Source organism: Pseudomonas sp. Pseusp10 (assembly GCF_059492225.1).
In genome coordinates, this window is the sequence record NZ_CP168528.1 from 237,014 (window position 1) to 263,724 (window position 26,711).

26 protein-coding genes are annotated in these 26,711 nt (G+C 61.0%); 18 read left to right on the forward strand and 8 right to left on the reverse strand.

Going from position 1 to position 26,711, the window contains the following annotated elements; all coding sequences use genetic code 11:
* Window positions 1–23: 23 nt before the first annotated feature.
* From ACEN8Z_RS01030 to pilG, 6 genes are all read right to left on the reverse strand, one after another.
* Window positions 24–485, reverse strand: a complete 462-nt coding sequence (locus ACEN8Z_RS01030) for a chemotaxis protein CheW (protein WP_495596515.1) — start codon at window positions 483–485, stop codon at window positions 24–26.
* Window positions 478–6,492: an Hpt domain-containing protein gene (locus ACEN8Z_RS01035; RefSeq protein WP_495596516.1), complete on the reverse strand. Its 6,015-nt coding sequence runs from the start codon at window positions 6,490–6,492 to the stop codon at window positions 478–480. Before ACEN8Z_RS01035 ends, ACEN8Z_RS01030 begins: the two co-directional genes overlap by 8 nt.
* Window positions 6,493–6,529: 37 nt before the next feature.
* Window positions 6,530–8,590 (reverse strand): methyl-accepting chemotaxis protein, encoded by a 2,061-nt coding sequence (locus ACEN8Z_RS01040; protein ID WP_495596517.1) that lies wholly within the window; start codon window positions 8,588–8,590, stop codon window positions 6,530–6,532.
* 152 nt (window positions 8,591–8,742) lie between these two features.
* Window positions 8,743–9,282: a chemotaxis protein CheW gene (locus tag ACEN8Z_RS01045; protein ID WP_108229621.1), complete on the reverse strand. Its 540-nt coding sequence runs from the start codon at window positions 9,280–9,282 to the stop codon at window positions 8,743–8,745.
* A 10-nt stretch (window positions 9,283–9,292) separates the two neighbouring features.
* The gene (gene pilH, locus ACEN8Z_RS01050; RefSeq protein WP_007995426.1) at window positions 9,293–9,658 is read right to left on the reverse strand and encodes a twitching motility response regulator PilH; all 366 of its coding nucleotides are present in this window, start codon (window positions 9,656–9,658) and stop codon (window positions 9,293–9,295) included.
* Between the two features lie 58 nt (window positions 9,659–9,716).
* Complete coding sequence (gene pilG, locus ACEN8Z_RS01055) at window positions 9,717–10,121, reverse strand: twitching motility response regulator PilG (RefSeq protein WP_007987791.1); 405 nt, start codon at window positions 10,119–10,121, stop codon at window positions 9,717–9,719.
* A 345-nt stretch (window positions 10,122–10,466) separates the two neighbouring features.
* Here pilG and gshB point away from each other — a divergent pair, with 345 nt between their 5' ends.
* The 8 genes from gshB to ACEN8Z_RS01095 all read left to right on the forward strand — a co-directional run bounded on the left by gshB (window position 10,467) and on the right by ACEN8Z_RS01095 (window position 17,437).
* Window positions 10,467–11,420, forward strand: a complete 954-nt coding sequence (gene gshB, locus ACEN8Z_RS01060; RefSeq protein ID WP_495596518.1) for a glutathione synthase — start codon at window positions 10,467–10,469, stop codon at window positions 11,418–11,420.
* A 65-nt stretch (window positions 11,421–11,485) separates the two neighbouring features.
* Complete coding sequence (locus tag ACEN8Z_RS01065) at window positions 11,486–12,385, forward strand: energy transducer TonB (RefSeq protein WP_495596519.1); 900 nt, start codon at window positions 11,486–11,488, stop codon at window positions 12,383–12,385.
* 192 nt (window positions 12,386–12,577) lie between these two features.
* Window positions 12,578–13,150: a YqgE/AlgH family protein gene (locus ACEN8Z_RS01070; RefSeq protein ID WP_033052118.1), complete on the forward strand. Its 573-nt coding sequence runs from the start codon at window positions 12,578–12,580 to the stop codon at window positions 13,148–13,150.
* On the forward strand, window positions 13,150–13,587 hold the full coding sequence (ruvX, locus tag ACEN8Z_RS01075; protein WP_108229625.1) for a Holliday junction resolvase RuvX: 438 nt from the start codon (window positions 13,150–13,152) through the stop codon (window positions 13,585–13,587). The genes ACEN8Z_RS01070 and ruvX overlap by 1 nt, the downstream gene beginning before the upstream one ends.
* An 82-nt stretch (window positions 13,588–13,669) precedes the next feature.
* Window positions 13,670–14,173, forward strand: coding sequence for a bifunctional pyr operon transcriptional regulator/uracil phosphoribosyltransferase PyrR (gene pyrR, locus ACEN8Z_RS01080; RefSeq protein WP_008019953.1), 504 nt, complete (start codon window positions 13,670–13,672; stop codon window positions 14,171–14,173).
* 27 nt (window positions 14,174–14,200) lie between these two features.
* Complete coding sequence (locus tag ACEN8Z_RS01085; protein WP_495596520.1) at window positions 14,201–15,205, forward strand: aspartate carbamoyltransferase catalytic subunit; 1,005 nt, start codon at window positions 14,201–14,203, stop codon at window positions 15,203–15,205.
* The gene (locus ACEN8Z_RS01090; protein ID WP_495596521.1) at window positions 15,202–16,473 is read left to right on the forward strand and encodes a dihydroorotase; all 1,272 of its coding nucleotides are present in this window, start codon (window positions 15,202–15,204) and stop codon (window positions 16,471–16,473) included. Before ACEN8Z_RS01085 ends, ACEN8Z_RS01090 begins: the two co-directional genes overlap by 4 nt.
* A gap of 559 nt (window positions 16,474–17,032) precedes the next feature.
* Window positions 17,033–17,437: a hypothetical protein gene (locus ACEN8Z_RS01095; protein ID WP_495596522.1), complete on the forward strand. Its 405-nt coding sequence runs from the start codon at window positions 17,033–17,035 to the stop codon at window positions 17,435–17,437.
* A 94-nt stretch (window positions 17,438–17,531) separates the two neighbouring features.
* Here ACEN8Z_RS01095 and ACEN8Z_RS01100 read toward each other — a convergent pair whose 3' ends face one another.
* Window positions 17,532–17,951, reverse strand: coding sequence for an NINE protein (locus tag ACEN8Z_RS01100; protein WP_007995439.1), 420 nt, complete (start codon window positions 17,949–17,951; stop codon window positions 17,532–17,534).
* A 251-nt stretch (window positions 17,952–18,202) separates the two neighbouring features.
* Here ACEN8Z_RS01100 and ACEN8Z_RS01105 point away from each other — a divergent pair, with 251 nt between their 5' ends.
* Window positions 18,203–18,823 (forward strand): C40 family peptidase, encoded by a 621-nt coding sequence (locus ACEN8Z_RS01105; RefSeq protein ID WP_495596523.1) that lies wholly within the window; start codon window positions 18,203–18,205, stop codon window positions 18,821–18,823.
* Between the two features lie 146 nt (window positions 18,824–18,969).
* On the opposite strand, the gene ACEN8Z_RS01110 is transcribed toward ACEN8Z_RS01105, so the two are convergent.
* The gene (locus ACEN8Z_RS01110; RefSeq protein WP_007995442.1) at window positions 18,970–20,004 is read right to left on the reverse strand and encodes a type IV pilus twitching motility protein PilT; all 1,035 of its coding nucleotides are present in this window, start codon (window positions 20,002–20,004) and stop codon (window positions 18,970–18,972) included.
* Between the two features lie 56 nt (window positions 20,005–20,060).
* Here ACEN8Z_RS01110 and ACEN8Z_RS01115 point away from each other — a divergent pair, with 56 nt between their 5' ends.
* From ACEN8Z_RS01115 to hemW, 9 genes are all read left to right on the forward strand, one after another.
* Entirely contained in the window at window positions 20,061–20,747 is a 687-nt protein-coding gene (locus tag ACEN8Z_RS01115) for a YggS family pyridoxal phosphate-dependent enzyme (RefSeq protein ID WP_495596524.1), read from the forward strand.
* 34 nt (window positions 20,748–20,781) lie between these two features.
* Complete coding sequence (proC, locus tag ACEN8Z_RS01120) at window positions 20,782–21,600, forward strand: pyrroline-5-carboxylate reductase (RefSeq protein WP_495596525.1); 819 nt, start codon at window positions 20,782–20,784, stop codon at window positions 21,598–21,600.
* Between the two features lie 10 nt (window positions 21,601–21,610).
* The gene (locus tag ACEN8Z_RS01125; RefSeq protein ID WP_495596526.1) at window positions 21,611–22,201 is read left to right on the forward strand and encodes a YggT family protein; all 591 of its coding nucleotides are present in this window, start codon (window positions 21,611–21,613) and stop codon (window positions 22,199–22,201) included.
* A 4-nt stretch (window positions 22,202–22,205) separates the two neighbouring features.
* On the forward strand, window positions 22,206–22,502 hold the full coding sequence (locus ACEN8Z_RS01130; protein WP_442096271.1) for a DUF167 domain-containing protein: 297 nt from the start codon (window positions 22,206–22,208) through the stop codon (window positions 22,500–22,502).
* A 181-nt stretch (window positions 22,503–22,683) separates the two neighbouring features.
* The gene (metX, locus tag ACEN8Z_RS01135; RefSeq protein ID WP_495596527.1) at window positions 22,684–23,823 is read left to right on the forward strand and encodes a homoserine O-succinyltransferase MetX; all 1,140 of its coding nucleotides are present in this window, start codon (window positions 22,684–22,686) and stop codon (window positions 23,821–23,823) included.
* Between the two features lie 7 nt (window positions 23,824–23,830).
* The gene (gene metW / locus ACEN8Z_RS01140) at window positions 23,831–24,451 is read left to right on the forward strand and encodes a methionine biosynthesis protein MetW (protein ID WP_007975398.1); all 621 of its coding nucleotides are present in this window, start codon (window positions 23,831–23,833) and stop codon (window positions 24,449–24,451) included.
* A 26-nt stretch (window positions 24,452–24,477) separates the two neighbouring features.
* Window positions 24,478–24,912, forward strand: a complete 435-nt coding sequence (locus ACEN8Z_RS01145; RefSeq protein ID WP_007995454.1) for a DUF4426 domain-containing protein — start codon at window positions 24,478–24,480, stop codon at window positions 24,910–24,912.
* Window positions 24,909–25,505: an RdgB/HAM1 family non-canonical purine NTP pyrophosphatase gene (gene rdgB, locus ACEN8Z_RS01150; protein ID WP_007987823.1), complete on the forward strand. Its 597-nt coding sequence runs from the start codon at window positions 24,909–24,911 to the stop codon at window positions 25,503–25,505. The genes ACEN8Z_RS01145 and rdgB overlap by 4 nt, the downstream gene beginning before the upstream one ends.
* Window positions 25,502–26,707 carry a radical SAM family heme chaperone HemW gene (gene hemW / locus ACEN8Z_RS01155; RefSeq protein WP_495596528.1) on the forward strand — a complete coding sequence of 402 codons (1,206 nt, stop codon included), beginning with the start codon at window positions 25,502–25,504 and terminating at the stop codon, window positions 26,705–26,707. The genes rdgB and hemW overlap by 4 nt, the downstream gene beginning before the upstream one ends.
* Window positions 26,708–26,711 lie beyond the last annotated feature (4 nt).

Below are 26,711 nucleotides of genomic sequence, written 5' to 3' on the forward strand. Positions count from 1 at the left end.
GTCAGATCACCGCTGAATCGGGATCAGTTGATTAACCCGGCATCCACCAACAACGCCTCCAGCGCCAACAGATCCGGCACTTTCGCCACCTGCTCCCCCACCTGCACCGCCGCCTGCTCCAGCGCACACAACGGCACGTCCACATAACTCAACTGACTATCGAGTTTGCAAGAGCGCGGAATCCCCTGCACCAGCAGTGCAATGAATTTCAGCTCGGGCCGCCCGCCAAGGGCATTGAGAATGACGATCCGCGCACGCTCGCCAATGACAGTTTTCTGCCCGCAGGCCGACTCGAAACTCAGCAGCGGAATCTGCCGATCGCGCCACGTCACCAGGCCCAGGTACCACGGTGGTGTGTCGAGATCGAAAGTCCCCGGCTGCTGGTAATCGATCAGCTCGGCCACGGCGACATTGGGCAGGATCAGGTTGCGGTCGGCCAACGGCAGCAGCAGGCCGGTGAGGTTGCTGGTGCGGTGTTCAAGCATGGGTCTTGCTCCACAAGGCGATGCTTTCGAGCAGCACCGATTCCTGGTACGGCTTGCCCAGATAGTCGTTGACGCCGATGGCCATGGCGCGGTCGCGGTGTTTCTGCCCGGTGCGGGAGGTGATCATGATGATCGGCAGGTGTTGCAGGCGTTCGTCGTTGCGCACTTGCGTCGCGACTTCGAAGCCGTCCATGCGCGGCATCTCGATGTCCAGCAGCATCAGGTCGGGCATGTGCTCTTCCAGCAGCAGCATGGCATCGACCCCGTCCTTGGCGGTCAGCACGTTCATGCCGTGGCGTTCGAGCAAGCGGCTGGTGACCTTGCGCACGGTGACCGAGTCGTCGACCACCATCACCAGCAACGGCCGATGCGGTTCGACCTCGACCTCTTGCCCCGCCGGACGCTGGGGTACACGGGCCTGCATGGCGCGGATCGGCGCCAGCAAATCCAGAATCAGTACCACCCGGCCATCCCCGAGAATCGTCGCCCCGGACACCCCTTGCACCGCCGCAAACTGCGGCCCCAGGCTCTTGACCACGATTTCGCGAGTGCCGGCCATGGCGTCCACCAGCACGGCGATGTGCCGTTCGTTGCACTGCACCAGCAACACCGGCAATGGCAGGCTCTGGCCCAACAGTTTCGGGCGCGGGCTGGTTTTCAGCAGCTCGCCCAGATAGCACAGTTCGTAACGTTGCCCGGCGTATTCGTAGGTCGGCGGATCGAAACGGAAATAGCCCTCAAGTTCATTGGGCAGGACGCGTACGATGCCGTCGATGGTATTGAGCGGGATCGCGTATTGGTCTTCACCGCACTGCACCATCAGCGCCCGGTTGACCGATACGGTAAACGGCAGGCGAATGCGAAAATGCACGCCCTGCCCGGGCACCGAGTCGATGCTCATGGTGCCGCCCAGTTGCCGCACCTCTTCGTGCACCACGTCCATGCCGACGCCGCGCCCGGAGATCTGGGTGATTTTTTCGGCGGTGGAAAACCCCGGTTGCAGGATGAACTGCAACACATCGTGATCACTGATGACGCAGTCCGGGGCCAGCAAGCCGCGCTTGATCGCCTTGCGCCGCACAGCGTCCAGCGGCACACCGGCGCCGTCGTCGCGAATGTCGAAAATGATGTCGCCACCTTCGCGCAACAGATCGAGGGTGATCTTGCCCTTGGCCGGTTTCCCCGCCGCCAGCCGTGCTTCGACAGACTCCAGGCCGTGGTCGACGGCGTTGCGCAGCATGTGTTCCAGCGGCGCGGCCATGCGTTCGAGGACGTTGCGATCCATCTCGCCTTCGGCGTTATCGACGATGAAATCCACGTCTTTGCCCAGTTCGCTGGACACCTGCCGAACGATGCGCTGCAAACGCGGGAGCATGCGCTCGAACGGCACCATGCGCGTGCGCATCAGGCCTTCCTGCAACTCGGTGTTGATGCGGCCCTGCTGTTGCAGCAGGTTTTCCGTATCCTGATTGCGTCGTTCGAGGGTTTCCTTGAGGTCGAGCAAGTCGGAGGCCGATTCGAACAGCGCCCGGGACAGTTGCTGCAACTGTGAATGACGGTCCATTTCCAGCGGGTCGAATTCTTCGTAGCCCAGACGTTCGGCATCGACTTGCTGGCGACTGAGGATCCGCCCCTGGGTTTCGGTATCGAGGCGGCGCAACTGGTCGCGCATGCGCTCGATGGTGGTCTCCATCTCGCTCAGGACGATGTGCGCATCGTTGACCTGCTGCTCGATCCGGCCACGGAAGATCGAGGTTTCACCGGCCAGGTTGACCAGATCGTCGAGCAGCTCCGCCGAGACCTTGACCATGTCGGCACCGGCCTCGGACGGCGGCGCCAGCGGCTCGGCCTTGGGCGTGGCCAGCGGCGCAACCGGCGCGGGCGCTTCAGGCACCGCCGGGTGGCTGAAGTTCTTGATCGCATCGATCAGGCGGTCGGCCGGCGGCATCGGCTCGCCGGCGCGGGCCGCATCGAGCATCTGCGCCAGGCGGTCATGGCTGCGCTGCAACAGCGCGAACAATGGCTCCGTCGGTTGCAACACGCCCGTGGACAGGCCTTCGTAGAGGAATTCCAGTTCGTGGGCCAGATCGCCAATCGCGGCGATTTCCACCATGCGCGCGCCGCCCTTGAGGGTGTGCAGGTCGCGCAACAGGGTTTCCACTTCCTGACGATTCGAAGGCTGGGCCTGCCAGCGCTCCAGCGCCGCCCCGGAGCTTTCTATGATGTCGAAACCTTCCTCGAGGAAGATCTCCAGCAACTCCGGATCATGGGTGGTCGAGTCATTAGTGGCGGCCAGTTCGCTGACCTCGGCGGCGCCCGAGTGGCCCTGCCGGTAGGCGCGAATGGCCTCGATCAGCTCAGCGCAATCGCCCAGGGGCTGGTTGTGCTGTAACTGCTCAAGGTACTGCGCCAAGCGGTCATGGCTCTGCTGCAACAGCACCGCCAATGACTCGCTGTAGGCGTAGCGACGATCCACCAGGCCTTCGTAAAGGCTTTCCAGTTCATGGGCCAGATCGCCGACCGGCCCGACCTCGGCCATGCGCGCGCCGCCTTTCAGGGTGTGCAAATCCCGGTGCAGGGACGACAGCGGCGCGGCGTTGTCCGAGTCGCGCAGCCAGCGCTGCAAGGCCTGGCCGGCGCTTTCGAGGATATCCACCGCCTCTTCAAGGAAGATCGCGACGATTTCATTGTCCAGTTCGCGCCCCTCTCCTGTAGGAGCGAGCTCGCTCGCGATGGTCTCACCGGCGCCGCGTTTATCCAATGACAACGCGTCATCGTTAACGTCCATCGCGAGCGGGCTCGCTCCTACAGGGGGTAGCGTGTGCTCCAGATCGGCGGTGGCTGCGCCCAATTCGCAGATGCTCAGGCTGCGACTGCCGTCGCTGCGGATCAGGCCCATGGCCGATGGGTCAAGGCTCTCGTCGAGTAGTTCGCGCAAGGCCCTGATCCGTTGCGGTTGCGGGCCGACTTCCTGGCCGGCGGCCAGCTCATCGAGCATGTTGATCAGCGCTTCGTGGGCATTCTGTGCCTCATGGAAAAACCGCTCGCTGACCGCCAGGCTGCTTTCTTCCACGGCACCGTACAGGTCGAGCAACGCTTCGCACAGCTCATCCACAGGATACAGGTCGGCCAGATGGGCGCCTTCGCCGAGGGTGGTCAATTCGTCCAGCAACGCGCTGAGTTCCTGACGTTCGCCGGGGTGTTGCTGCCAACGCTGCAACAGGCTTTCGGCGTCCAGCAGGATGTCCATGCCCTGGGCGAGGAAGTTGTTGATCAACTGCGGATCGCGCTTGATCCGCAGCCCGGTGTTCGGTGTGCTCAAAAGGGTTTCCAGACGCTCGGCCTGCAGCGCCCTGGCTCGCTCGATCAAATGCCGGGCGCCGGGAATTTCCGCCAGCGGATCGCGCTTTAGCTGACGCAAGCCGAGGCGAAACAGCCCTTCTGCTTCCAGCAGCAATTCGACTTCATCCAGATCCAGCGCGATCAGGTGCGCCTTGTATTCCCGGGCCAGTTGATCCAGCGGCGCGGCCAGCTCGGCAATCGGCAAGACGCCAGCCATGGAGGCACTGCCCTTAAGGGTGTGCAAGGCGCGCTGCAACTCGTCGCTGGCCTGCAACGGCACATGTTCGGCGGCCTGATCAAGGAAGCGGTCCAGCGTGCCGAGGTGCGTTTCGGCTTCTTTGCGGAAGATCTCCAGCAACAACGGGTCGAGGGCCGCGACGTCTTGCGTATCCTCATCGGACACCGGTTCATCGCCCTTGGCCAGGGCATGGGCACGGGCGGCCAACTGGTCGACATCGTTGCGCTGACGCTGGGCATTGGCGGCGTATTCCGCCACCAGCTCCGGCAACAGCTGCAGCACATCGCCGATCAGTTGCTGCACCGTAGCGCCCGGCTCCACGCTGTCTTCCAGTACGCGGTTGAGCAGGTTCTCCACGGCCCAGGCCAGCTCCCCCAGCACCAGGGCGCGCACCATGCGGCCACTGCCCTTGAGGGTATGGAAGGCCCGGCGCAGCTCGCTCAGGGCCGAGTGGTTTTCAGGGTTGGCCGACCAGCGCGGCAAGTACTCGCGCAGAATTTCCAGGACTTCGTCGGCTTCTTCGAGGAACACTTCACGCAGTTCCTCGTCCACCGGCTCTTCGCCGGCGGGCGGCGGCAGCAGGCTGCCCGGGGTGTTCAGGGCCGGCGGGTTCAGGCTCGAGACCGGGCTGGCGATCACATCGGCCAGGGTCTGGACGATCTGCGGATCATCCAGCTCCTGCATCATCTGCATGACCTGCGCTTCGCTCGGGCTGAGCACCTCATCAAGCACTGGCACATGCTGCTCACTGGGAAAAAACCCGAGGCTCGCCAGGCTTTTTTCCGCGACATCGAGCAGGTTTTCACCCTGCGCTTGCGGGTCATCGCTGAGGCGCTCGAGGTAGTACTCGATGCTGGTGATCACGTCGGCCAGGCTGTCCAGTTCCTGCCAGCCCGGTTGACCCGGTTCGAGCAGCAGGTGCTCGCGGATAAAGTGATTGCAGGTTTCAACCAGGCTCGCCGCCCGGCTCAACGGAATCATCGCCAGCGCGCCGCGCACTTGGGTCAGCAAGGCCGGCAGCGCCTGCAAATGCTGGCGGTCCCAATCGGCGTCGATGTAGTCGACGATCATGTCCTTGGCCTGCTGCAAACAGATGCGGGCCTCCTTGATCACGATCTGATGGATCTGCGTCAGGTCGGTGGTCGGCGGGCGGTTGTCATCCTGGCTCTCCGGTTCCACGGTTCCGACCATGCCGGCCAGTGTCGCTTCGACGTACAGCAAGGCCCCGGCAACGTCCATGAGGATGGCATCGTTGGGTTCGCGCTGGCCCTGAGCGAGGCTGAGCACCACTGCCAATTGATCGATGATCACCTTGCGCGGCTGGCCGAAGCCCAGGACCGCCAGGGTGTCGGCGATTTGCCGCAGCGGCGCCAGCAGGCTGTCGAGATCAGAGGTGTGCTGGCGGTCACTGCGCACGAACAGGTCCAGGCGCTCCTTGACCCGCACCAGCTCTTCGCACAGCGCTGCCAGCACCGAGCGCATGGCGTCACGGTCGGGGCCGGCCAGCCGCGCGCGTTCTTCATCGACCATCGCGCTGTCGGGCAGCGCGTCGTCCAGTGAGTAGCGTTCTTTCATAGTCAGCATCTGCCCGGTGGGATGTTCGGCCTTGGCAATGTAGAACAGCAAACTCTTGAGCAGCTCCGGCGGTGCCGGTTGGTTGATACCGCGCATGCCTTCTTCGAGCAGGCGCTTGAGCTCCTTGTCGGCATCCCTGAACAGGCTGCGCAAGGCCGGGCTGTTGGCAATCGCACCGCCCTGCATGCCTTCGACCAGGGCCGAAGCCACTTGCCACAACGGGCTCAAGGGGGCGTTGCCGCACAGTGCTTCAAGGCGGGCGAAGACCTTGGCCAGGTAATCGAGGTTGGTGTCGCTGTCCTGTTCACGCAGGAACCCGACCAGCGCCATTTGCAGCATCTGCCGCAGCTTGCGCAGCACATTGGGTAATTCGGCCGGTTCCAGCTGCGCCAGCGTTTCTGCATCCAACGCTGGCAACTCGAGCAATTGCGGACTGAACAGGCTGGTTTCCGACAGCAGGCTTTCGCCACGGGCACTGCGCAGGTCGTTGATCAGGGGCAACACCACCAGTGGCAAATCGCGGCGCGCGCCTTGCACCCGGTCCAGGTAGATCGGCAACTGCCCGAGGGCCTGCATCAACAGGTGCAACGCCTCGTCGCGATGGCTGACACGGTTGCCCTGCAAGGCCACGGCCAGTTGTTCCATTTCTTCGGCGAGCAACGCCGCGCCATAGAACTCGACCATCTGCAGACTGCCGTGGACCTGATGAATGCACGAAAGGCAATCATCCAGCGCCTGCGTCGCCTGCGGATCATCGAGCAGGTTTTCGATCGCGTGATGAGCCTGTTTCAGCGTTTCGGCAATCTCGCCCTTGACCCACTCGAGGGCCACGTAGTCGTGCCGATCACCCATAACCACTCCAATCACAATTCAGATACCCATGGGCGGTTCAAGCTTTATCCACAACCTGCGCCCTGGCATCCGGCAAGGTGAAACCGGACACCGAACGACGCAGCTGACTGGCCATTTTCGCCAGGTTGCCAATGCTGTCGGCCGTGGCGGTGGAACCCGACGACGTCTGCGAGGTGATCTGCTGGATCACGTTCATCGTCAGGGAAATCTGACCGGCCGACGACGTCTGCTGTTGTGCAGCGTTGGAAATGCTCTGGATCAACGCCGCGAGTGTCTTGGAAACGCCTTCGATTTCTTCCAGGGCCACACCGGCATCCTGCGCCAAACGGGCGCCACGCACCACTTCGGTCGTAGTCTGCTCCATGGAGATGACCGCTTCGTTGGTGTCGGTCTGGATCGCCCGCACCAGGGTTTCGATCTGCCGGGTGGCGGCGGATGAACGCTCGGCCAGGCGCTGCACTTCATCGGCGACCACGGCAAAACCGCGACCGGCGTCACCGGCCATGGAGGCCTGGATGGCCGCGTTGAGGGCAAGGATGTTGGTCTGGTCGGCAATGTCATCGATCAGGCTGACAATGTCGCCGATTTCCTGTGACGACTCGCCCAGACGCTTGATGCGCTTGGCGGTGTCCTGAATCTGTTCGCGAATGTTGTCCATGCCGTGGATGGTGTTGTGCACCACCTCGTTGCCCTTGTTGGCGATCTCCACCGAGCGTTCGGCAACCGCCGAAGATTCAGCGGCGTTGGCCGACACCTGGTCGATGGACTCGGCCATGTCGTTGATCGCCATGGAGGCCTCGGAAATCTGCTGGGCCTGATGCTCCGACGCCTGGGCCAGGTGCATGGCGGTGGCCTGGGTTTCCTGCACGGCGGCGGCGACCTGACCGGCGGTGAGGTTGATGGTCGCAACCAGATCGCGCAGCTGGTCGACGGAATAATTGATCGAGTCGGCGATGGTGCCGGTAAAGTCTTCGGTCACCGAGGCCGTCACCGTGAGGTCGCCGTCGGCCAGGTCTTCGATCTCGTCGAGCAAGCGCATGATCGCGTTCTGGTTACGCTCGTTTTTCTCGGCGGTTTCACGCAGCTGACGATTGGTTTCGCGCACCATCACCAGGCCGATCAGGATGATCGAAGCCAGCGCCAACAAGCCCAGCACATAACCGCCAATGGTGTCGGTGGTGCGCCCGCCGACCATGTTTTCGAAACCGCTGGCCAGGTGAGAGGCTTCGTCGAGCAGGGTTTGCGACAGACTGAAAATGTTCGACGCCGATTCGCGGACCTTGAACAGCTCCGGCGAAGTTTCGAGGATCTCGTCCACCGAGCCCGAGACGAACTCAAACAGCTCGGCGATTTCCGCGAGCCGCGCACGGGCGTCGCGGTCTTCGACCTGGCTGACCTTGAGTGCCGGGTCGCCCTGGAGCATGCCGTTGAGCACCTTGCCGAACTGCGTCGCATCACGTCCGAACGCATCGGCGGCCTGCTGTGAATTTTCGTCGCCGGCCAATACCGTGTTGACCGCGCCGAGGATCCGCTCGGCCAGCAGCGACTGGCGCTGGGCCATCGCCACCTGGGCCGCCGGGGCGCCCCGCTGCAGAAGAATCTCGACGACTTTTTCGTACTCGACCTGCAATTGCGGCACGGTTTCGGCCAGGGTCGCGGCGACTTGATGCAGCGACAGTACGGTTTGCTCGCTGGAAAGAATCGCGTCGGTGTTTTTCAGCAGGCGCTCCCAGTCCTGTTGCACCGCGCGCATCTCTGGACGCACGGTGGCAGGGGCCGGCGGCAGGCCGGTGGCCGGGTCGCCCTTCTTCAGATAACCCCAGCGCTGGGCAAAATCGTTGCGCGCATCGCTGAGCAACTTAAACGCGGCAGCCTTGCCGGCGGCGGCTTCGGTGGCGTTCTTGGCGATACGCTGGGACAGCACGCGCAGTTCGCCGGCGTGGCCGATGTACTGTTTGTCGTAAGTAGCCTGGGTGTTGAGGTACGCGAAGTTGGCGAACAGCAGCATGATGAAGACGATCAGCGCGATGAACAGCACGATGATCTGCGACCGGCTGCGCGACCCTTCCATTGGCTTGCCTGCTTTTGTTTTTATCATCGGTCCTCGCCTGTTAACCCACTTTTGCGCTTGCCAGGAAACCTGTGGGAGCGAGCTTGCTCGCGATTGCGTTGTGTCAGTCGACATCAATGTTGGCTGCAAGTCCGTCATCGCGAGCAAGCTCGCTCCCACAAGGTTCCCTGGTGTTCCGGTTAAATCGCGACGTTCATGAACCCCTGAGACTGCGTCAACGCAAACGGGCTGAACACCTGCCAGCTCTGCTCGCACTGAAACCGGCCTTTGACGAACGCTGCCACCGGCCCCTTCAACTCGTCTGCCGGTACCGGCTCCAGGCTGTCCTGGGCAAAGTGCTGGAGGCCAAAGACTTCATCGACCAGCAAACCGGCAAACACCTCTTCATGTTCCACCACCAACACCCGCCGCTGTCGGCGCACCGCGCACAGCTCGTGCCCGAAGAAGCCGCCCAAATCCATGACCGGCAGCAAACGCCCGCGCAGGTTGGCGACACCCTTGACCCAGGGTTTGACCCCCGGTAGCTGAGTGGAGCGCGGCTCGTGCAAGACTTCGCTGACTTCGCTCATGGGCGCGACGTACCAATGCTCACCCAGGCGAAAACCGATGCCGCTCCAGCTGTCCCGCCGGGGTGGCTGGGACGGCAAGTCCGCCGCCAGCAAACGACAGCGCTGGTCGATTTGCAGCAGCAGTTCGAAAGCCGTCGGCGACTCGTTCATGGCCTGACGATCAACCGGCCAGCACGTTGTTCAGGGTTTTGATCAGGGTGTCTTCATCGACCGGTTTGGTCAGGTAGTCCCTGGCGCCCTGGCGCGTGCCCCAGACCTTGTCGGTGTCCTGATCCTTGGTGGTGATGATGATCACCGGGATGTGTCCGGTTTCCGGGTCCTTGGTCAGCTGGCGGGTCGCCTGGAAGCCATTGAGGCCGGGCATGACGATGTCCATCAGGACCGCATCGGGCTTTTCCTGGCGCGCCAGGGCCACGCCGTCGGCGCCGTTTTCAGCTTTCAACACTTCATGACCGTGCTTTTCCAGCATGCCGGTCAGTTTGTACATTTCGGTCGGCGAATCATCGACGATCAGAATACGTGCCATGGTCTTCCCCATTTCTTGTCGGCGCCGGGCCCGATGGCCGAGCGTCACTGTGCGTGTCCTACTGCGGCAAAACGGCAGCGAAGCCAGGCACATGGGCCTGGATCGCATCAAGCAATTCTTCCTTGCTGAAAGGCTTGGTCAAAAACTGGTCGGAGCCGACGATGCGCCCCTTGGCCTTGTCGAACAGCCCGTCCTTGGATGACAGCATAATCACCGGCGTGGACTTGAACGCGCTGTTGTTCTTGATCAGGGCGCAGGTCTGGTAGCCGTCCAGACGCGGCATCATGATGTCGACAAAGATGATACCGGGGTGGTTGTCGGCAATCTTGGCCAGGGCATCGAAACCGTCGATGGCCGTGATGACCTCACAACCCACGTTCTTGAGCAGCGTTTCGGCGGTGCGACGGATCGTCTTCGAATCGTCGATCACCATGACCTTCAAGGCGCTGGGGTGCTGTTCCATAAAATGCTCTACCGTCGCCTTTGCGAAACAAATTGTCCGTTTGCCGGTTAACGCGGCTCGAAACCCTTGATGCTCAAGGGCCAGCACGACATGGCAGCCTTTTTAGCACAGTCTCCAAAACCAATCTATCGGCCGACCAGCAAGGTGGTTTTTCCTTGACCGGGAACAGACTCAGCGCCACTCTGACGCCACTTTTATACGGGTCATTTGTAGGAGCGAGCTTGCTCGCGATGATCGTCAACGATGACGCGCAAAGCCTGACACCCCGTGGGGTTCTCAGGTTTATCGCGAGCGAGCTCGCTCCTACAGATAGACACAGACCACCCAATTTTCGAGGAAAACCCAATGAGCGTTCGCGTCGGGATTGTCATGGACCCTATCGCCAGCATTTCCTATAAAAAGGATAGCTCGCTGGCCATGTTGCTGGCCGCGCAGAAGCGTGGCTGGGAGCTGTTCTATATGGAACAGCGCGACCTGTATCAGGGCGAAGGCCAGGCTCGGGCGCGGATGCGTCCGCTGCAGGTTTTCGCCAACCCGGAAAAATGGTTCGAACTGGGCGCCGAAAGCGACGCGCTGCTGAGCGATCTGGACGTGATCCTGATGCGCAAGGATCCGCCGTTCGACATGGAGTTCGTCTACTCCACGTACTTGCTGGAACAGGCCGAGCGCGCCGGCGTACTGGTGGTCAACAAGCCGCAAAGCTTGCGTGACTGCAACGAAAAGCTGTTCGCCACGCTGTTCCCGCAGTGCACGCCGCCGACCGTGGTCAGCCGCCGCGCCGACGTGTTGCGCGAATTCGCCGCCAAACACGGCGACGTGATCCTCAAGCCGCTCGACGGCATGGGCGGCACGTCGATTTTCCGTCACCGCGCGGGCGATCCGAACCTGTCGGTGATCCTCGAAACCCTCACTGCCTTCAGCGCCCAGCAGATCATGGGCCAGGCCTACCTGCCGGCCATCAAGGACGGCGACAAGCGCATCCTGATGATCGACGGCGAGCCTGTCGATTACTGCCTGGCACGGATTCCGGCCCAGGGTGAAACCCGTGGCAACCTGGCCGCCGGTGGCCGTGGCGAAGCCCGCCCGCTGACCGACAAGGACCGCTGGATCGCCGCACAAGTCGGCCCGACGCTGCGTGAAAAAGGTCTGCTGTTCGTGGGACTGGACGTGATCGGTGAGCACCTGACTGAGATCAACGTCACCAGCCCGACCTGCATTCGTGAGATTGATAACGCGTTTGGCACCGATATCGGCGGCATGCTCATGGATGCCATCGATCAGAAGCTCAAGGCACGTTGATTAGCTAAACCAACATTGCGTTATCATGCGCGGCCTGTGAAAAACGCGATGTTGGTTTCCTTGTCATGACCCTCCCGTCCGATCTGCCTGCCGAACTCGCCCACCGTGGCGTGCGCCCGGCCGATCGCCTCGGTTTTACCCTGTTTCTGGCGGCACTGATCCACCTGGCCTTGCTGTTGGGTGTCGGGTTTGCAGTGGTCGAGCCCAGGCAGATCAGCAAAACCCTGGAAATCACCCTCGCCACCTTCAAAAGCGAAAAGAAGCCTGAGAAAGCCGATTTCCTGGCTCAGGAGAATCAGCAAGGCAGCGGTACCCTGGATAAAAAGGTGATTCCCAAGACCACCGAGGTCGCGCCGTTCCAGGACAACAAGGTGCAGAAAGTCACGCCACCGCCGGCCGCCAAGCCTGAAGTGCAGGAAGCCCCGCCCAAGGCTGCCGTGACCACCGTGGCGCCGAAGCCGAAAAAAGCCCCCGCCAAGACCGAGGAGCCCAAGACCGAGGTCAAACCCCAGGTCCAGGCGCCGACGTTCGACAGCGAGCAACTGTCCAGCGACATCGCCAGCCTCGAAGCGGAACTGGCCGCCGAACAACAGCTGTACGCCAAGCGCCCGCGCATTCACCGCTTGAGCGCGGCCTCGACCATGCGCGACAAGGGCGCCTGGTACAAGGACGAGTGGCGCAAGAAAGTCGAGCGCATCGGCAACCTCAACTACCCCGACGAAGCGCGGCGCAAACAGATCTACGGCAATTTGCGCTTGATGGTGTCAATCAATCGTGACGGTTCGCTGTATGAAGTGCTGGTGCTGGAGTCCTCCGGGCAACCGCTGCTGGATCAGGCGGCCCAGCGCATCGTTCGCCTGGCGGCACCGTTTGCACCCTTTACCGGGGATCTGTCGGACATCGACCGCCTGGAAATCATCCGCACCTGGAAGTTTGCCCGTGGCGACCGCCTCTCAAGCAATTGACCACCCCCGAAACCCTGTGGGAGCGAGCTTGCTCGCGATGACAACTTCACATTCAACAAAGGTGTCGACTGCCAGACCGCCATCGCAAGCAAGCTCGCTCCCACAGGAATCCAAGTCGTCAGTGGGGATTTGAGGCATTTCCTATGCATCCCCAGCTTGTCAGTTCGCCCCTCGAACGCCACACTAACGCTCATGAAAAACGTCAACCCCAGCTACCTCAAGCATCAATTCCTGATCGCCATGCCGCACATGGCCGACCCGAACTTTGCGCACACCTTGACCTACATCGTCGAGCACACGGCCAATGGTGCCATGGGGCTGGTGGTCAACCGTCCGCAAGAGCTGAACCTGGCCGATATCCTTGAGCAATTGCGCCCGGATATCGAACCGCCAGCGCTCTGCCAGCATGTACCGATCTTCATCGGCGGCCCGGTGCAAACCGATCGCGGCTTCGTCTTGCACCCCAAGGGGCTGAGTTTCCAGGCAACCGTTGATCTGGAAGACGAGTTATCCCTGTCGACCACCCAGGACATACTGTTCGCCATCGCTGACGGCGTCGGCCCGGCAAAAAGCCTGATTGCCCTCGGCTATGCCGGTTGGGAAGCCGGGCAACTGGAGGCCGAACTGGCGCAGAACGCCTGGCTGACCTGCCCGTTTGACGCCGACATCCTGTTCAACACCAGCAGCGAGCTGCGCCTGGAAGCGGCGGCCAGGCACCTGGGTGTCAACCTCAGCCTGCTGACCAGCCAGGCGGGGCACGCCTGATGGCCCTGCGGCTGATTCTCGGATTCGACTACGGCACCAAACAGATCGGCGTTGCGGTCGGCCAGGTCATTACCGGCCAGGCTCGCGAGCTGTGCACCCTGAAGGCGCAGAACGGCATTCCTGACTGGAACCAGGTCGAAGCCCTCATCAAAGAGTGGAAGCCCGATGCCGTGGTGGTCGGCCTGCCGTTGAACATGGACGGCACGCCCAGTGACATGTGCGCCCGCGCGGAAAAGTTCGCCCGGCGCCTGAACGGCCGCTTCAACCTGCCCTTTTATACCCACGATGAACGCCTGACCACCTTCGAGGCCAAGGGCGAACGCCTGGCCCGTGGCGGCCAGAAAGGCAGTTATCGCGACAACCCGGTCGATGCCATCGCCGCCGCCCTGCTGCTGCAAGGTTGGCTCGACGAGAATGGCGCACTGTTCGAATCCTGAAGAGCCGCGATGCGTCTCTCTTAGCTACAACCACCCGAGCCACCAAAAGCACCACCTGGCTCGGGCCCAAGAAGGAGCAACCATGAGCCTGCCCAATCCCGCCGAACTGATCAGCCAGATGGCGACCCGACTTGACGCTTATCTGGCCAAACGAGGCATTAGCGACCCGCGTTTCATCGGCATCCGCACCGGTGGCGTCTGGGTGGCCCAGGCCCTGCTCAAGGAACTGGGCAGCGCGGAGCCCCTCGGCACCCTGGACGTGTCCTTCTACCGCGACGATTTCAGCCAGAGCGGCCTGCACCCGCAGGTTCGCCCTTCGGCGCTGCCGTTCGAGATCGAAGGCCAGCACCTGGTGCTGATCGACGACGTGCTGATGAGCGGCCGGACCATCCGCGCCGCCATGAACGAACTGTTCGACTACGGCCGCCCGGCCAGCGTGACGCTGGTGTGCCTGCTGGACCTGGACGCCGGCGAATTGCCGATCCGCCCGAACGTGGTTGGCGCCACACTGTCGCTGGCGGCCCACGAACGGGTGAAGCTGTCCGGCCCCGAGCTCGCGCTCGAACTGCAAGACCTCGCCCTTTAATTCGCCCTATTGAGAGTCCCCCTTGCGATGACGCCTCTAGAAACCAAGCGCCCGCTGCAGCTCAATGATCAGGGCCAGCTGCGCCATTTCCTCTCGCTCGACGGTTTGCGCCGCGAGCTGCTGACGGAAATCCTCGACACCGCCGACTCCTTCCTCGAAGTCGGCGCCCGGGCCGTGAAGAAAGTCCCGTTGCTGCGCGGCAAGACCGTGTGCAACGTGTTCTTCGAGAACTCGACCCGCACCCGCACCACCTTTGAACTGGCGGCCCAGCGGCTCTCCGCGGACGTGATCACCCTCAACGTGTCCACGTCATCGGCGAGCAAGGGCGAAACCCTGCTCGACACCCTGCGCAACCTGGAAGCCATGGCCGCCGACATGTTCGTCGTGCGCCACGGTGATTCCGGCGCCGCGCACTTCATCGCCGAACATGTCTGCCCGCAAGTGGCGATCATCAACGGCGGTGACGGCCGGCACGCGCACCCGACCCAGGGCATGCTCGACATGTTGACCATCCGCCGGCACAAGGGCGGTTTCGAAAACCTTTCGGTGGCCATCGTCGGCGATATCCTGCATTCGCGGGTCGCGCGCTCGAACATGCTGGCCCTGAAAACCCTCGGTTGCCCGGACATCCGCGTGATCGCGCCGAAAACCCTGCTGCCGATCGGCATCGAGCAATACGGCGTGAAGGTCTACACCGACATGACCGAAGGCCTGAAGGACGTCGACGTGGTGATCATGTTGCGCCTGCAGCGTGAACGCATGACCGGCGGCCTGCTGCCGAGCGAAGGCGAGTTCTACCGCCTGTTCGGCTTGACCACCGCGCGCCTGGCCGGGGCCAAGCCCGATGCCATCGTGATGCACCCGGGACCGATCAACCGTGGCGTGGAAATCGAGTCAGCGGTGGCCGATGGCCCGCACTCGGTGATCCTCAACCAGGTGACCTACGGGATCGCCATTCGTATGGCCGTGCTGTCCATGGCCATGAGCGGGCAGACTGCCCAGCGCCAATTCGAGCAGGAGAGCGCCCAGTGAAGCTCAGCATTCTCGGCGCCCGCGTGATCGATCCGGCCAGCGGCCTGGATCAAGTGACCGACATCCACATTGAAGCCTGCAAGGTCGTCGCCATTGGCGCTGCACCCGCCGGTTTTATCGCCGTCGACAGGATCGACGCCAAAGGCCTGGTGGCCGCTCCAGGCCTCGTCGACCTCAACGTTGCCCTGCGCGAGCCGGGTTATAGCCGCAAAGGCTCGATTGTCAGCGAAACCCGCGCGGCGGCAGCTGGCGGCGTGACCAGCCTGTGCTGCCCGCCGAAGACCAAACCGGTGCTGGACACCTCGGCCGTGGCCGAACTGATCCTCGACCGCGCCCGTGAGGCCGGCAACACCAAAGTCTTCCCGATTGGCGCCCTGAGCAAAGGCCTGGACGGTGAACAGCTGGCCGAGCTGGTTGCCTTGCGCGACGCCGGTTGCGTGGCCTTCGGCAATGGCCTGGAGAGTTTCCGCAACACCCGCACCCTGTGTCGGGCACTGGACTATGCAGCGACTTTCGACCTGACGGTGATTTTCAACTCCCAGGATCACGACCTGGCCGAGGGTGGCCTGGCTCACGAAGGCCCGACTGCCAGTTTCCTTGGCCTGCCAGGCATTCCGGAAAGCGCCGAAACCGTCGCCCTGGCCCGGGATCTGCTGCTGGTTGAACAGACGGGCGTGCGCGCGCACTTCAGCCAGCTCACCAGCGCCCGCGGTGTTGAACTGATCGCCCAGGCCCAGGCCCGGGGCCTGAAGGTCACGGCGGATGTCGCCCTGTACCAGTTGATCCTGACCGACGAAGCCCTGATCGACTTCAGCAGCCTGTACCACGTCCAGCCGCCGCTACGCACCCGCGCCGACCGCGAGGGCCTGCGCGCCGCGGTGAAATCCGGCGTGATCTCGGCCATCTCCAGTCACCACCAACCCCATGAGCGTGACGCCAAGCTGGCACCGTTCGGCGCCACCGAGCCGGGCATCAGCAGCGTTGAACTGCTATTGCCACTGGCAATGACCCTGGTCGAAGACGGCTTGCTGGACCTGCCGACGCTACTGAAACGCCTGAGCGTCGGCCCTGCAGAGGCCCTGCGCCTGCCGGCAGGCAAACTGGCGGTAGGTGGCGCGGCGGACATCGTGCTGTTCGACCCGGCGGCCTCGACCGTGGCCGGTGAAACATGGCTGTCCAAGGGCGAAAACTGCCCGTTCATTGGCCACAGCCTGCCGGGTGTGGTGCGTTATACCCTGGTGGATGGACGGATCAGCCACCAGGCGTAAGACCGCGTCGCCTGCATTCGCGAGCAAGCCCGCTCCCACATTAGTTCTGTAATGAACACAGTATTTGTGAACACCAAAGATCAAATGTGGGAGCGGGCTTGCTCGCGAAGGCTTACTGGAAGGCGCCTCTGTTCTGTCCGTTACGCAGCGAAACCTGATCATTCAACGTCCAGAAGTCATATCGCCCTCCTGCCCCGCCCTCCACTGCCTTTCCCCAAACAGCACAGCCGCATCAAGAATATTTCTACAAACGATGGCGAATAAAACTACCCAACGAGCAGAAACTGCTGACTTCTCATCATTTGTACGAAAGGAACTTCGCAACATACAGAAACAGCCTACAAAGTTATTGAATACAGATTCAATACGCATCATTTAATATAAAAACGGCACAAGGAAAAATCAGGCGGCTTTACAGTTAACCCTGGGTTCAACTGGGGAGCCTATGCGATACCCCCATCACTTCCTCAGCCAAAATGGGTATGCTCCATGATTGGTTAAAATAAAAAGTGCTATAAAAGCCCTTACTTATGAGCCTCTGCATTCAGGAAGAGCCCACATGAAGACTCTCTACAAACACCTGAACTATATCTACCCAGCGCTTTTAGTGATCACCTGCAGCGTAGCAATATTTACCATCGAAAAAAATTTGAGCACAGGCATTTACGACATAGATCGAGACTCAATCGGAATACCAATAGGTGCAACCCTGATTGCAGGCCTAATGTTATTCATATTTCACCTGATGCAAATATATTTATACAGAAAAGTCCGCAAACACCATACTAATGGAATCCTGATAAAAGTATCAGCATTGATAATTGCAGTTGCATCGCTTGCAGTTCTCGCCGACAGCATAAATTACTGGGCCACCCCAAACCACTTCATCATTTCAATCTTCTACAGCTTCAGCACAATGGCATTTTTAACACTTCAACTTCAATTACTGAAAGTATTCCGGTAACCACTCACAGACCGTAACTCAAGCAGACGGATAGCTGGATCAGTCACCAGACGTAAAACCCTGCGGCGAGAGGGCCTGCCCCTCGCCGCAGAAATCAGCGACTCTGTGCGTTACGCACGGAAACCTGGTCATTCAGCGTCCAGAAGTCATACAGCACGCCAATAAAGAACAACCCGCCCGTCAGCAGGTACAGCAGCCCGCTGATCCATTTCCCCTGATACATGCGGTGCACGCCGAACACCCCGAGAAACGTCAGCAGGATCCACGCCACGTTGTATTCGATGGGGCCTGCGGTGAACCGCAGGTCCGCTTCACGGTCCATGGATGGGATCAGGAACAGGTCGATCAGCCAACCGATACCCAGCAAGCCAAAGGTGAAGAACCAGATCGTCCCGGTCACCGGCTTGCCGTAATAGAAGCGATGAGCGCCGGTAAAACCGAAAATCCACAGCAGGTAACCGATCACTTTGCTGTGGGTGTCTTGCTGCTGGATCGTCTGTTGATAGGGGTTCATGAATGGCCTCGATTCGCACGATAGATAAATATTCTTCATTTCTTTGTGACTTTTTTACAGGCACCCGACGTATGGCAGGTGCTACCTTCGCTCCCGTCAAAGCCTTGTAACACCGGACTCCTGTCCGACAATTGCGCCATTTTGCCGCTTTTTTGCCACCATTGCCCCCCAGGTTGAATCGACCAACGGCCTCGGAAGCGGCAAAAAAGCTGTTATAAAGTTGCGCGCTAACTTATTAAGAGCCTTGCCTAATGCGTTCATTTTTCAAGACATGGCTAACCATTTGCCTTTTGATGCCACTGGCCGCCCACGCCACCAATCGTGAGCAACGTCTTCCTAACGTTAATGGTTACACCCCAAAATCCCATGCCTCTGCTCCTTCGAGCAAAGACAAAAAATCCGATAAATATGCTCCAACCCTGACCAGCGACAAAAGCGGTATGGTTCCACCGATGGGCACCAAGGAAAGCAGCAACGTGCTGAGCCGCGCTGTGAACGTCCTCGGCACTCCCTATCGTTGGGGCGGCAGCAGCCCAAGCAAAGGTTTCGATTGCAGCGGCCTGGTGAAATACGCGTTCAACGACGCCACGTTCGACCTGCCACGCACCTCCAACGCCATGGCCAGCGGTCATGGGGAGAAAGTCGACCGCAACGACCTGAAGCCGGGTGATCTGATTTTCTTCAACATCAAGAGCCGCCGGGTCAACCACGTTGCCATTTACCTGGGCAACGACCGCTTCATCCACGCGCCACGTCGTGGCAAGTCGGTGACCATCGACACTTTGAAGAAACCGTACTGGGAAAACCACTACATGGTTGCCAAGCGGGTTCTGCCGAAAGAGCCGAATCAGTTGCGTGTGGTTCAGCGCTGATTTCAGTGCCCTGAATCTGTATCGAACATAATGGCCCCATCGCGAGCAAGCTCGCTCCCACATTGGAATGCGCTCCCCTGTGAGAGCGACGGTGCGGCGATCCGACTTGCTCGCGATGGCGTCCTTGAAAACGCCAGAATCCCTCCTCAAAAACCTTCCGGCGACCGCGCTTTCTCCTGCGCATGATCACGACTGATCAACCCCTTGGTCACCAGGTTCTTCAAGCTCATATCCAGCGTCTGCATCCCCAATGACCCTCCCGACTGAATCGCCGAGTACATCTGCGCCACCTTGTCCTCGCGGATCAGGTTGCGGATCGCCGATGTCCCCAGCATGATCTCGTGGGCCGCGATGCGCCCGCCACCGACCTTCTTCACCAGGGTCTGGGACACCACCGCCAGCAGCGACTCGGAGAGCATCGAGCGCACCATCGACTTCTCGTCCCCCGGAAACACGTCAACCACCCGGTCGATGGTTTTTGCCGCCGACGTGGTGTGCAACGTGCCGAACACCAGATGGCCGGTTTCGGCGGCGGTCAACGCCAGGCGAATGGTTTCCAGATCGCGCATCTCCCCCACCAGAATCACATCCGGGTCTTCCCGCAGTGCCGATCGCAAGGCGGTGGCAAAGCTGCGGGTATCGCGATGGACTTCACGCTGGTTGATCAGGCATTTACGCGATTCGTGGACGAACTCGATAGGGTCCTCGATGGTGAGGATGTGGTGATGGCGATGGGTATTCAGGTAGTCGATCATGGCCGCCAGCGTGGTGGATTTGCCGGAACCGGTCGGGCCGGTCACCAGCACCAGGCCACGGGGGGCGTCGGTCATCTTGCGAAACACTTCGCCCATGCCCAGTTCGTCCATGCTCTGCACTTTTGACGGGATGGTACGAAACACGGCGCCCGCGCCACGGTTCTGATTGAACACATTGACCCGAAAGCGCGCCACGCCGGGCACATCAAAGGAAAAGTCGGTTTCCAGATGCTTTTCGAAATCCACCCGCTGGGTGTCGTTCATGATGTCGTAGATCAGCGCCTGCACCTGTTTGTGGTCCATGGCCGGCAGATTGATGCGCCGCACATCACCATCCACCCGAATCATCGGCGGCAGGCCGGCAGACAGGTGCAGGTCGGATGCGCCCTGTTTGGCGCTGAATGCCAGCAGTTCGGTGATATCCATAGCGTCTCTCAATTCCAGTAGAATGCCGCGAACCTTCAGACCGCTGGCGCCTCTTGATGTCCACCATAGCAGACAACATTCTCGAAGTTAGTTCGCGCATCCATGCTGCAACACTTGCCGCCAATCGCGCCGAAAACAGCGTCCATCTGCTGGCCGTGAGCAAGACCAAACCCGCACAAGACCTGCGTGAAGCCTACGCCGCCGGTCTGCGCGACTTTGGCGAGAACTACCTGCAGGAAGCGCTGGGCAAGCAGCTTGAACTGGCCGACCTGCCCTTGATCTGGCACTTCATCGGCCCCATTCAATCGAACAAGACTCGTGCTATCGCCGAGCACTTCGACTGGGTGCATTCCGTGGATCGCCTGAAAATCGCGCAACGCCTGTCCGAACAACGTCCCGCCGATTTGCCGCCCCTGAACATCTGCATTCAGGTCAACGTCAGCGGTGAAGCCAGCAAATCCGGCTGTACCCCGGCTGACCTGCCGGCCCTGGCCAATGCCATCAACGCCTTGCCGCGCTTGAAGTTGCGCGGGTTGATGGCTATCCCTGAGCCGACTGAAGATCGCACCGCCCAGGATGCTGCATTTGCTGCCGTACAAAGCCTGCAAGCCAGCCTGAACCTGCCACTCGACACACTTTCCATGGGCATGAGCCACGATCTCGAATCGGCCATCGCCCAAGGTGCCACCTGGGTCCGTATCGGTACGGCCCTGTTTGGCGCTCGCGACTACAGCCAGCCTTGAAAATGGCTGACAACTCTCTTTATAAGGACCTGACATGAGCAAGACGCGTATTGCCTTTATCGGTGCCGGCAACATGGCCTCCAGCCTGATCGGCGGCCTGCGGGCCAAGGGTCTGGAAGCGGCGCAGATCCGCGCCAGCGATCCGGGCGAAGAAACCCGCACCCGCGTGAGCGCTGAACACGGCATCGAAACCTTCGCCGACAACGCGCAGGCCATCGATGGCGCCGACGTCGTCGTCCTCGCGGTCAAGCCACAGGCAATGAAAGCCGTGTGCGAAGCGATTCGCCCAAGCCTCAAGCCCAATCAACTGGTGGTGTCGATTGCCGCAGGCATCACCTGCGCCAGCATGAACAACTGGCTCGGCGCCCAGCCGATCGTGCGCTGCATGCCCAATACCCCGGCGCTGCTGCGTCAGGGCGTGAGTGGTTTGTTCGCCACCGAACAAGTCACGGCGCAACAACGCCAGCAAGCCCAGGAGCTGTTGTCGGCGGTCGGCATCGCCCTGTGGCTGGACGAGGAGCAGCAACTGGATGCGGTCACCGCCGTTTCCGGTAGCGGCCCTGCATATTTCTTTCTGCTGATCGAGGCCATGACCGCCGCCGGCGTGAAACTCGGCCTGCCGGCGGACATCGCCGCGCAATTGACCCTGCAAACCGCACTGGGCGCCGCGCACATGGCGGTCTCCAGCGACGTCGACGCGGCCGAGCTGCGCCGCCGTGTCACCTCGCCTGCGGGCACCACAGAAGCCGCAATCAAGTCGTTCCAGGCCAATGGCTTTGAAGCCATGGTCGAAAAAGCACTCGGTGCTGCCGCGCATCGCTCGGCCGAGATGGCCGAACAACTGGGTCAATAAGGAGCTTTTCATGATTGGATTGAACACTGCAGCGGTCTACGTGCTGCAAACCCTCGGCAGCCTGTACCTGCTGATCGTGCTGATGCGCTTCGTGCTGCAACTGGTGCGGGCAAACTTCTACAACCCGATCTGCCAGTTCGCCGTGAAGGCCACCCAGCCGCTGCTCAAACCGCTGCGCCGGATCATCCCGAGCGTGTTCGGCCTGGACATGTCCTCGCTGGTGCTGGCGATCCTGGTGCAACTGACACTGATGGCCCTGACCCTGTTGCTGACCTACGGCACCACCGGCAATCCGCTGCAGCTGCTGATCTGGTCGATCATCGGTGTGACCGCACTATTCCTGAATATCTTCTTCTTTGCCCTGATCATCAGTGTGATCCTGTCCTGGGTCGCACCGGGCAGCCATAACCCGGGCGCCGAACTGGTGAACGACATCTGCGAGCCGGCCCTGGCGCCGTTCCGCAAATTCCTGCCGAACCTGGGCGGGCTTGATCTGTCGCCGATCTTTGCGTTTCTGGCGATCAAACTGATCGACATGCTGGTGATCAACAACCTCGCCGCCATAACCATGATGCCGCAAATCCTCCGCGTGTTGATCTGACCCGGTGAGCTGGTTTCGCTGGGACGGTGACGACCTGATTCTGGAATGTCACCTGCAACCGGCAGCCCGTAGCGATGACTTCGCCGGGCTGCACGGCGATCGCCTGAAGATTCGCCTGACCGCGCCGCCGGTCGAGGGCAAGGCCAACGCGTATCTGATGGCGTTTTTGGCCAAGGCCTTTGGCGTGTCCAAGAGCCAGGTCAGTTTGATCAGCGGTGAGTTGAACCGGCAGAAACGGGTGCGGATCTGCTCGCCGAAGAAGTTGCCGGATTTGCCTGATCTGGTGCGCCCGGCGGACTGACCGTGTCATCGTTCATCGCGAGCAAGCTCGCTCCCACTTTGGAATGCGTACCCCTGTGGGAGCGAGCCTGCTCGCGATTGCCGCGCCTTGGTCTACCCGGGAAAAATCAGCTCGGACCATTGCTTGCCGCTAACCCCAGCGGTCTTTAGACTTACGCCTCATTTCAATGAGAGCAGGGTCGATGCTAGCTGCCTTCCCCCCCGATTCTGTTGGTCTGGTGACGCCGCAAGTGGCGCACTTCAGCGAGCCGCTGGCCTTGGCCTGTGGACGTTCGCTCCCGGCCTATGACCTGATCTACGAAACCTACGGCACGCTCAACGCCACGGCGAGCAATGCCGTGCTGATCTGCCACGCCTTGTCCGGGCACCATCACGCTGCCGGCTATCACAGCCCCGACGACCGCAAACCCGGTTGGTGGGACAGCTGCATCGGCCCCGGCAAGCCGATCGACACCAACAAGTTCTTCGTGGTCAGCCTGAACAACCTCGGCGGTTGCAACGGCTCCACCGGCCCGAGCAGCATCAACCCGGATACCGGCAAGCCGTTCGGCGCCGACTTCCCGGTCCTGACCGTCGAGGACTGGGTGCACAGCCAGGCGCGCCTGGCCGATCGTCTCGGCATCGCCCAGTTCGCGGCCGTGATCGGCGGCAGCCTCGGCGGCATGCAGGCGATGCAATGGAGCATCACCTACCCTGACCGCATCCGTCACTGCCTGGCCATCGCCTCGGCACCCAAGTTGTCGGCACAGAACATCGCGTTCAACGAAGTGGCGCGCCAAGCGATCCTCACCGACCCGGAATTTCACGGCGGTTCGTTCCAGGAACACAACGTGATCCCCAAACGCGGCCTGATGCTGGCGCGGATGGTCGGGCACATCACCTACCTGTCCGACGACTCCATGGGCGAAAAATTCGGCCGCGGGCTCAAGAGCGAGAAGCTCAACTACGACTTCCACAGCGTCGAGTTCCAGGTTGAAAGCTACCTGCGTTATCAGGGCGAAGAGTTCTCCGGGCGCTTCGACGCCAATACGTATCTGTTGATGACCAAAGCGCTCGATTACTTCGATCCGGCAGCGAACTTCGACGATAACCTGGCAAAAACCTTTGAAGGTGCCAAAGCCAAGTTCTGCGTGATGTCGTTCACCACCGACTGGCGCTTCTCCCCTGCCCGCTCGCGGGAACTGGTGGACGCGCTGATGGCCGCGCGCAAGGACGTCTGCTACCTCGAGATCGACGCACCGCAAGGCCACGACGCCTTCCTGATTCCGATCCCGCGCTACCTGCAGGCATTCGGCAATTACATGAACCGCATTACGTTGTGAGAAAGCCATGAGAGCTGATCTGGAAATCATCCAGGAATGGATCCCCGCCGGCAGCCGCGTGCTCGACCTCGGGTGCGGCGATGGCGAACTGCTGACCTGGCTGCGCGATAACAAGCAAGTCACCGGTTATGGCCTGGAAAACGACGCCGACAACATCGCCGAGTGCGTGGCCAAGGGCATCAACGTCATCGAGCAGGACCTGGACAAGGGCCTGGGCAACTTTGCCAGCAACAGTTTCGACATCGTGGTCATGACCCAGGCGCTGCAAGCGGTGCACTACCCGGACAAGATCCTCGAGGAAATGCTGCGCGTAGGCCGACAGTGCATCATCACCTTCCCCAACTTCGGTCACTGGCGCTGCCGCTGGTACCTGGCGAGCAAGGGCCGGATGCCGGTTTCCGAGTTCCTGCCGTACACCTGGTACAACACGCCGAACATTCACTTCTGTACATTCGCGGACTTTGAAGCCTTGTGTCGCGAACGTGAAGCGAAGGTCATTGATCGGCTTGCCGTGGATCAACAGCATCGACACGGGTGGGCCAGTAAGCTATGGCCTAATCTGTTAGGTGAGATCGGAATCTACCGCGTCAGCAGTCCGGGACTTTCCGACCACAAGGTCGCGGTCTGATCCACCCTATTTCAAGGAGAACGATCATGGGTCGTCTTGCTTTGTTTCTACTCACTGCCTGCCTGAGCGTCACCGCCATGGGCGCCGAACCCATCAAGAGCGAGCGCCAGGAAACCTTCGGCGACGTGACGGTGCACTACAACACCTTCAACTCCACCTACCTGACCCCGGACATTGCCAAGTCCGCCGAACTGATCCGCAGCAAGAACCAGGGCGTGATCAATATCTCGGTGCTCAAGGAAGGCAAGCCACTGATCGCCCAGGTGAGCGGTTCGGTCAAAGACCTGACCAGCCAGACCGTGCCACTGAAGTTCAAACAGATCACCGAACAAGGTGCGATCTACTACATCGCGCAATATCCGGTAGATCAACCGGAGGTCCGCACTTTCGACATCAAGGTGCAGACCGGTGACAAAATCAACACCATCAATTTCAACCAAGAGCTCTTCCCCGGCCAATGATCAACTTCACGCAACTCGTATTGGCCAGCCATAACGCCGGCAAACTCAAGGAACTCCAGGCCATGCTCGGCGAGTCGGTGCATCTGCGCTCGATCGGCGAGTTCAGCAGCGTGGAGCCCGAAGAAACCGGTTTGTCGTTCGTCGAGAACGCCATCCTCAAGGCCCGTAATGCCGCGCGCATTTCCGGCCTGCCGGCGCTGGCCGACGATTCCGGGCTGGCCGTGGATTTCCTCGGCGGTGCGCCCGGCATCTATTCGGCGCGCTATGCCGACGGCAAGGGCGATGCGGCGAACAACGCCAAGCTGCTCGACGTGTTGAAAGACGTGCCTGAAGCCGAGCGTGGTGCGCAGTTCGTCTGCGTGCTCGCATTGGTGCGCCACGCCGATGATCCATTGCCGATCCTCTGCGAAGGTTTGTGGCACGGGCGAATCCTGACCCAGGCCAGCGGCGAACACGGTTTTGGCTACGACCCGCTGTTCTGGGTGCCGGAGCGCGATTGCTCCAGCGCCGAGTTGAGCCCGGGCGACAAGAACCAGATCAGCCACCGCGCCCGTGCAATGGATCTGCTGCGCCAGCGTCTGGGCTTGAAATGACCCGTGAATCATCCGCGTCGCCGCTGATCTTCGGCGGCGATGCTCAATCGCCTCGGGCGGCCCTGCCAGCGCTGCCGCCCCTGGCGCTGTACATCCACATTCCGTGGTGCGTACGCAAATGCCCTTATTGCGACTTCAACTCCCACACCGCCAGCCCGGTGCTGCCGGAAGAAGAGTACGTCGACGCCTTGCTGGCCGATCTCGATCAGGACCTGCATGCTGTTTATGGTCGTGAGCTGAGCTCGATCTTCTTTGGTGGCGGCACGCCGAGCCTGTTCAGTGCAGATTCGCTGGGTCGCTTGCTCAAAGGCGTCGAACAACGCATCCCGTTTGCCAGCGACATCGAAATTACGCTGGAAGCCAATCCGGGGACATTCGAGCAAGACAAGTTCGTGGCCTACCGGAAACTGGGCATCAATCGCCTGTCGATCGGCATCCAGAGTTTTCAGCAAGAAAAGCTCGAGACCCTGGGGCGGATTCACAACGGTGACGAAGCCGTACGCGCCGCCGGCATGGCGCGGCAGGCCGGGTTCGATAACTTCAACCTGGACTTGATGCATGGCTTGCCGAATCAGTCCCTGGACGATGCCTTGGCCGACCTGCGCACAGCCATCGCCCTGAAACCGACACACCTGTCGTGGTATCAACTGACCCTGGAACCGAACACGGTGTTCTGGAACCAGCCGCCGACGCTGCCGGAAGACGACACGCTGTGGGACATCCAGGAAGCCGGGCAAGCGCTGCTGGCCGAACACGGTTACGCCCAATACGAAGTCTCGGCCTATGCCCTGCCCGGACGTCCGGCGCGACACAACCTCAATTACTGGAGTTTTGGCGATTTCATTGGCATCGGTGCCGGCGCCCACGGCAAGCTCAGCCACCCGGACGGGCGCATTGTCCGCACCTGGAAAACCCGCTTGCCGAAGGATTACCTGAACCCGGCGAAAAGCTTTCAAGCCGGTGAGAAAGCGCTGACCAATGATGAGATGCCGTTCGAATTCCTGATGAACGCGCTGCGCCTGACTGAAGGCGTCGAATCGCGGCTATATCCGGAACGTACCGGCATGACGCTGGAAAGCCTTGCTGAAGGCCGCCGTGAAGCCGAACAAAGCGGCCTGTTGCAGGTCGAACCGTCACGCCTGGTAGCCACCGAACGCGGACAACTCTTCCTCAACGACTTGCTGCAGAAATTTCTGACATAAGGAA

What these genes read in the sequence shown, in the direction of transcription:
- ACEN8Z_RS01110 (WP_007995442.1), bottom strand. Translation starts at nt 20,004, where the DNA reads ATGGATATCACCGAACTGCTGGCATTCAGCGCCAAACAGGGCGCATCC.
- hemW (WP_495596528.1), top strand. Translation starts at nt 25,502, where the DNA reads ATGACCCGTGAATCATCCGCGTCGCCGCTGATCTTCGGCGGCGATGCT.
- pyrR (WP_008019953.1), top strand. Translation starts at nt 13,670, where the DNA reads ATGAGCCTGCCCAATCCCGCCGAACTGATCAGCCAGATGGCGACCCGA.
- pilG (WP_007987791.1), bottom strand. Translation starts at nt 10,121, where the DNA reads ATGGAACAGCACCCCAGCGCCTTGAAGGTCATGGTGATCGACGATTCG.
- gshB (WP_495596518.1), top strand. Translation starts at nt 10,467, where the DNA reads ATGAGCGTTCGCGTCGGGATTGTCATGGACCCTATCGCCAGCATTTCC.
- pilH (WP_007995426.1), bottom strand. Translation starts at nt 9,658, where the DNA reads ATGGCACGTATTCTGATCGTCGATGATTCGCCGACCGAAATGTACAAA.
- ACEN8Z_RS01115 (WP_495596524.1), top strand. Translation starts at nt 20,061, where the DNA reads ATGTCCACCATAGCAGACAACATTCTCGAAGTTAGTTCGCGCATCCAT.
- ACEN8Z_RS01145 (WP_007995454.1), top strand. Translation starts at nt 24,478, where the DNA reads ATGGGTCGTCTTGCTTTGTTTCTACTCACTGCCTGCCTGAGCGTCACC.
- ACEN8Z_RS01030 (WP_495596515.1), bottom strand. Translation starts at nt 485, where the DNA reads ATGCTTGAACACCGCACCAGCAACCTCACCGGCCTGCTGCTGCCGTTG.
- ACEN8Z_RS01085 (WP_495596520.1), top strand. Translation starts at nt 14,201, where the DNA reads ATGACGCCTCTAGAAACCAAGCGCCCGCTGCAGCTCAATGATCAGGGC.
- ACEN8Z_RS01065 (WP_495596519.1), top strand. Translation starts at nt 11,486, where the DNA reads ATGACCCTCCCGTCCGATCTGCCTGCCGAACTCGCCCACCGTGGCGTG.
- ACEN8Z_RS01035 (WP_495596516.1), bottom strand. Translation starts at nt 6,492, where the DNA reads ATGGGTGATCGGCACGACTACGTGGCCCTCGAGTGGGTCAAGGGCGAG.
- ACEN8Z_RS01125 (WP_495596526.1), top strand. Translation starts at nt 21,611, where the DNA reads ATGATTGGATTGAACACTGCAGCGGTCTACGTGCTGCAAACCCTCGGC.
- ACEN8Z_RS01045 (WP_108229621.1), bottom strand. Translation starts at nt 9,282, where the DNA reads ATGAACGAGTCGCCGACGGCTTTCGAACTGCTGCTGCAAATCGACCAG.
- ACEN8Z_RS01040 (WP_495596517.1), bottom strand. Translation starts at nt 8,590, where the DNA reads ATGATAAAAACAAAAGCAGGCAAGCCAATGGAAGGGTCGCGCAGCCGG.
- metX (WP_495596527.1), top strand. Translation starts at nt 22,684, where the DNA reads ATGCTAGCTGCCTTCCCCCCCGATTCTGTTGGTCTGGTGACGCCGCAA.
- ruvX (WP_108229625.1), top strand. Translation starts at nt 13,150, where the DNA reads ATGGCCCTGCGGCTGATTCTCGGATTCGACTACGGCACCAAACAGATC.
- ACEN8Z_RS01105 (WP_495596523.1), top strand. Translation starts at nt 18,203, where the DNA reads ATGCGTTCATTTTTCAAGACATGGCTAACCATTTGCCTTTTGATGCCA.
- proC (WP_495596525.1), top strand. Translation starts at nt 20,782, where the DNA reads ATGAGCAAGACGCGTATTGCCTTTATCGGTGCCGGCAACATGGCCTCC.
- ACEN8Z_RS01070 (WP_033052118.1), top strand. Translation starts at nt 12,578, where the DNA reads ATGAAAAACGTCAACCCCAGCTACCTCAAGCATCAATTCCTGATCGCC.
- ACEN8Z_RS01100 (WP_007995439.1), bottom strand. Translation starts at nt 17,951, where the DNA reads ATGAACCCCTATCAACAGACGATCCAGCAGCAAGACACCCACAGCAAA.
- metW (WP_007975398.1), top strand. Translation starts at nt 23,831, where the DNA reads ATGAGAGCTGATCTGGAAATCATCCAGGAATGGATCCCCGCCGGCAGC.
- ACEN8Z_RS01095 (WP_495596522.1), top strand. Translation starts at nt 17,033, where the DNA reads ATGAAGACTCTCTACAAACACCTGAACTATATCTACCCAGCGCTTTTA.
- rdgB (WP_007987823.1), top strand. Translation starts at nt 24,909, where the DNA reads ATGATCAACTTCACGCAACTCGTATTGGCCAGCCATAACGCCGGCAAA.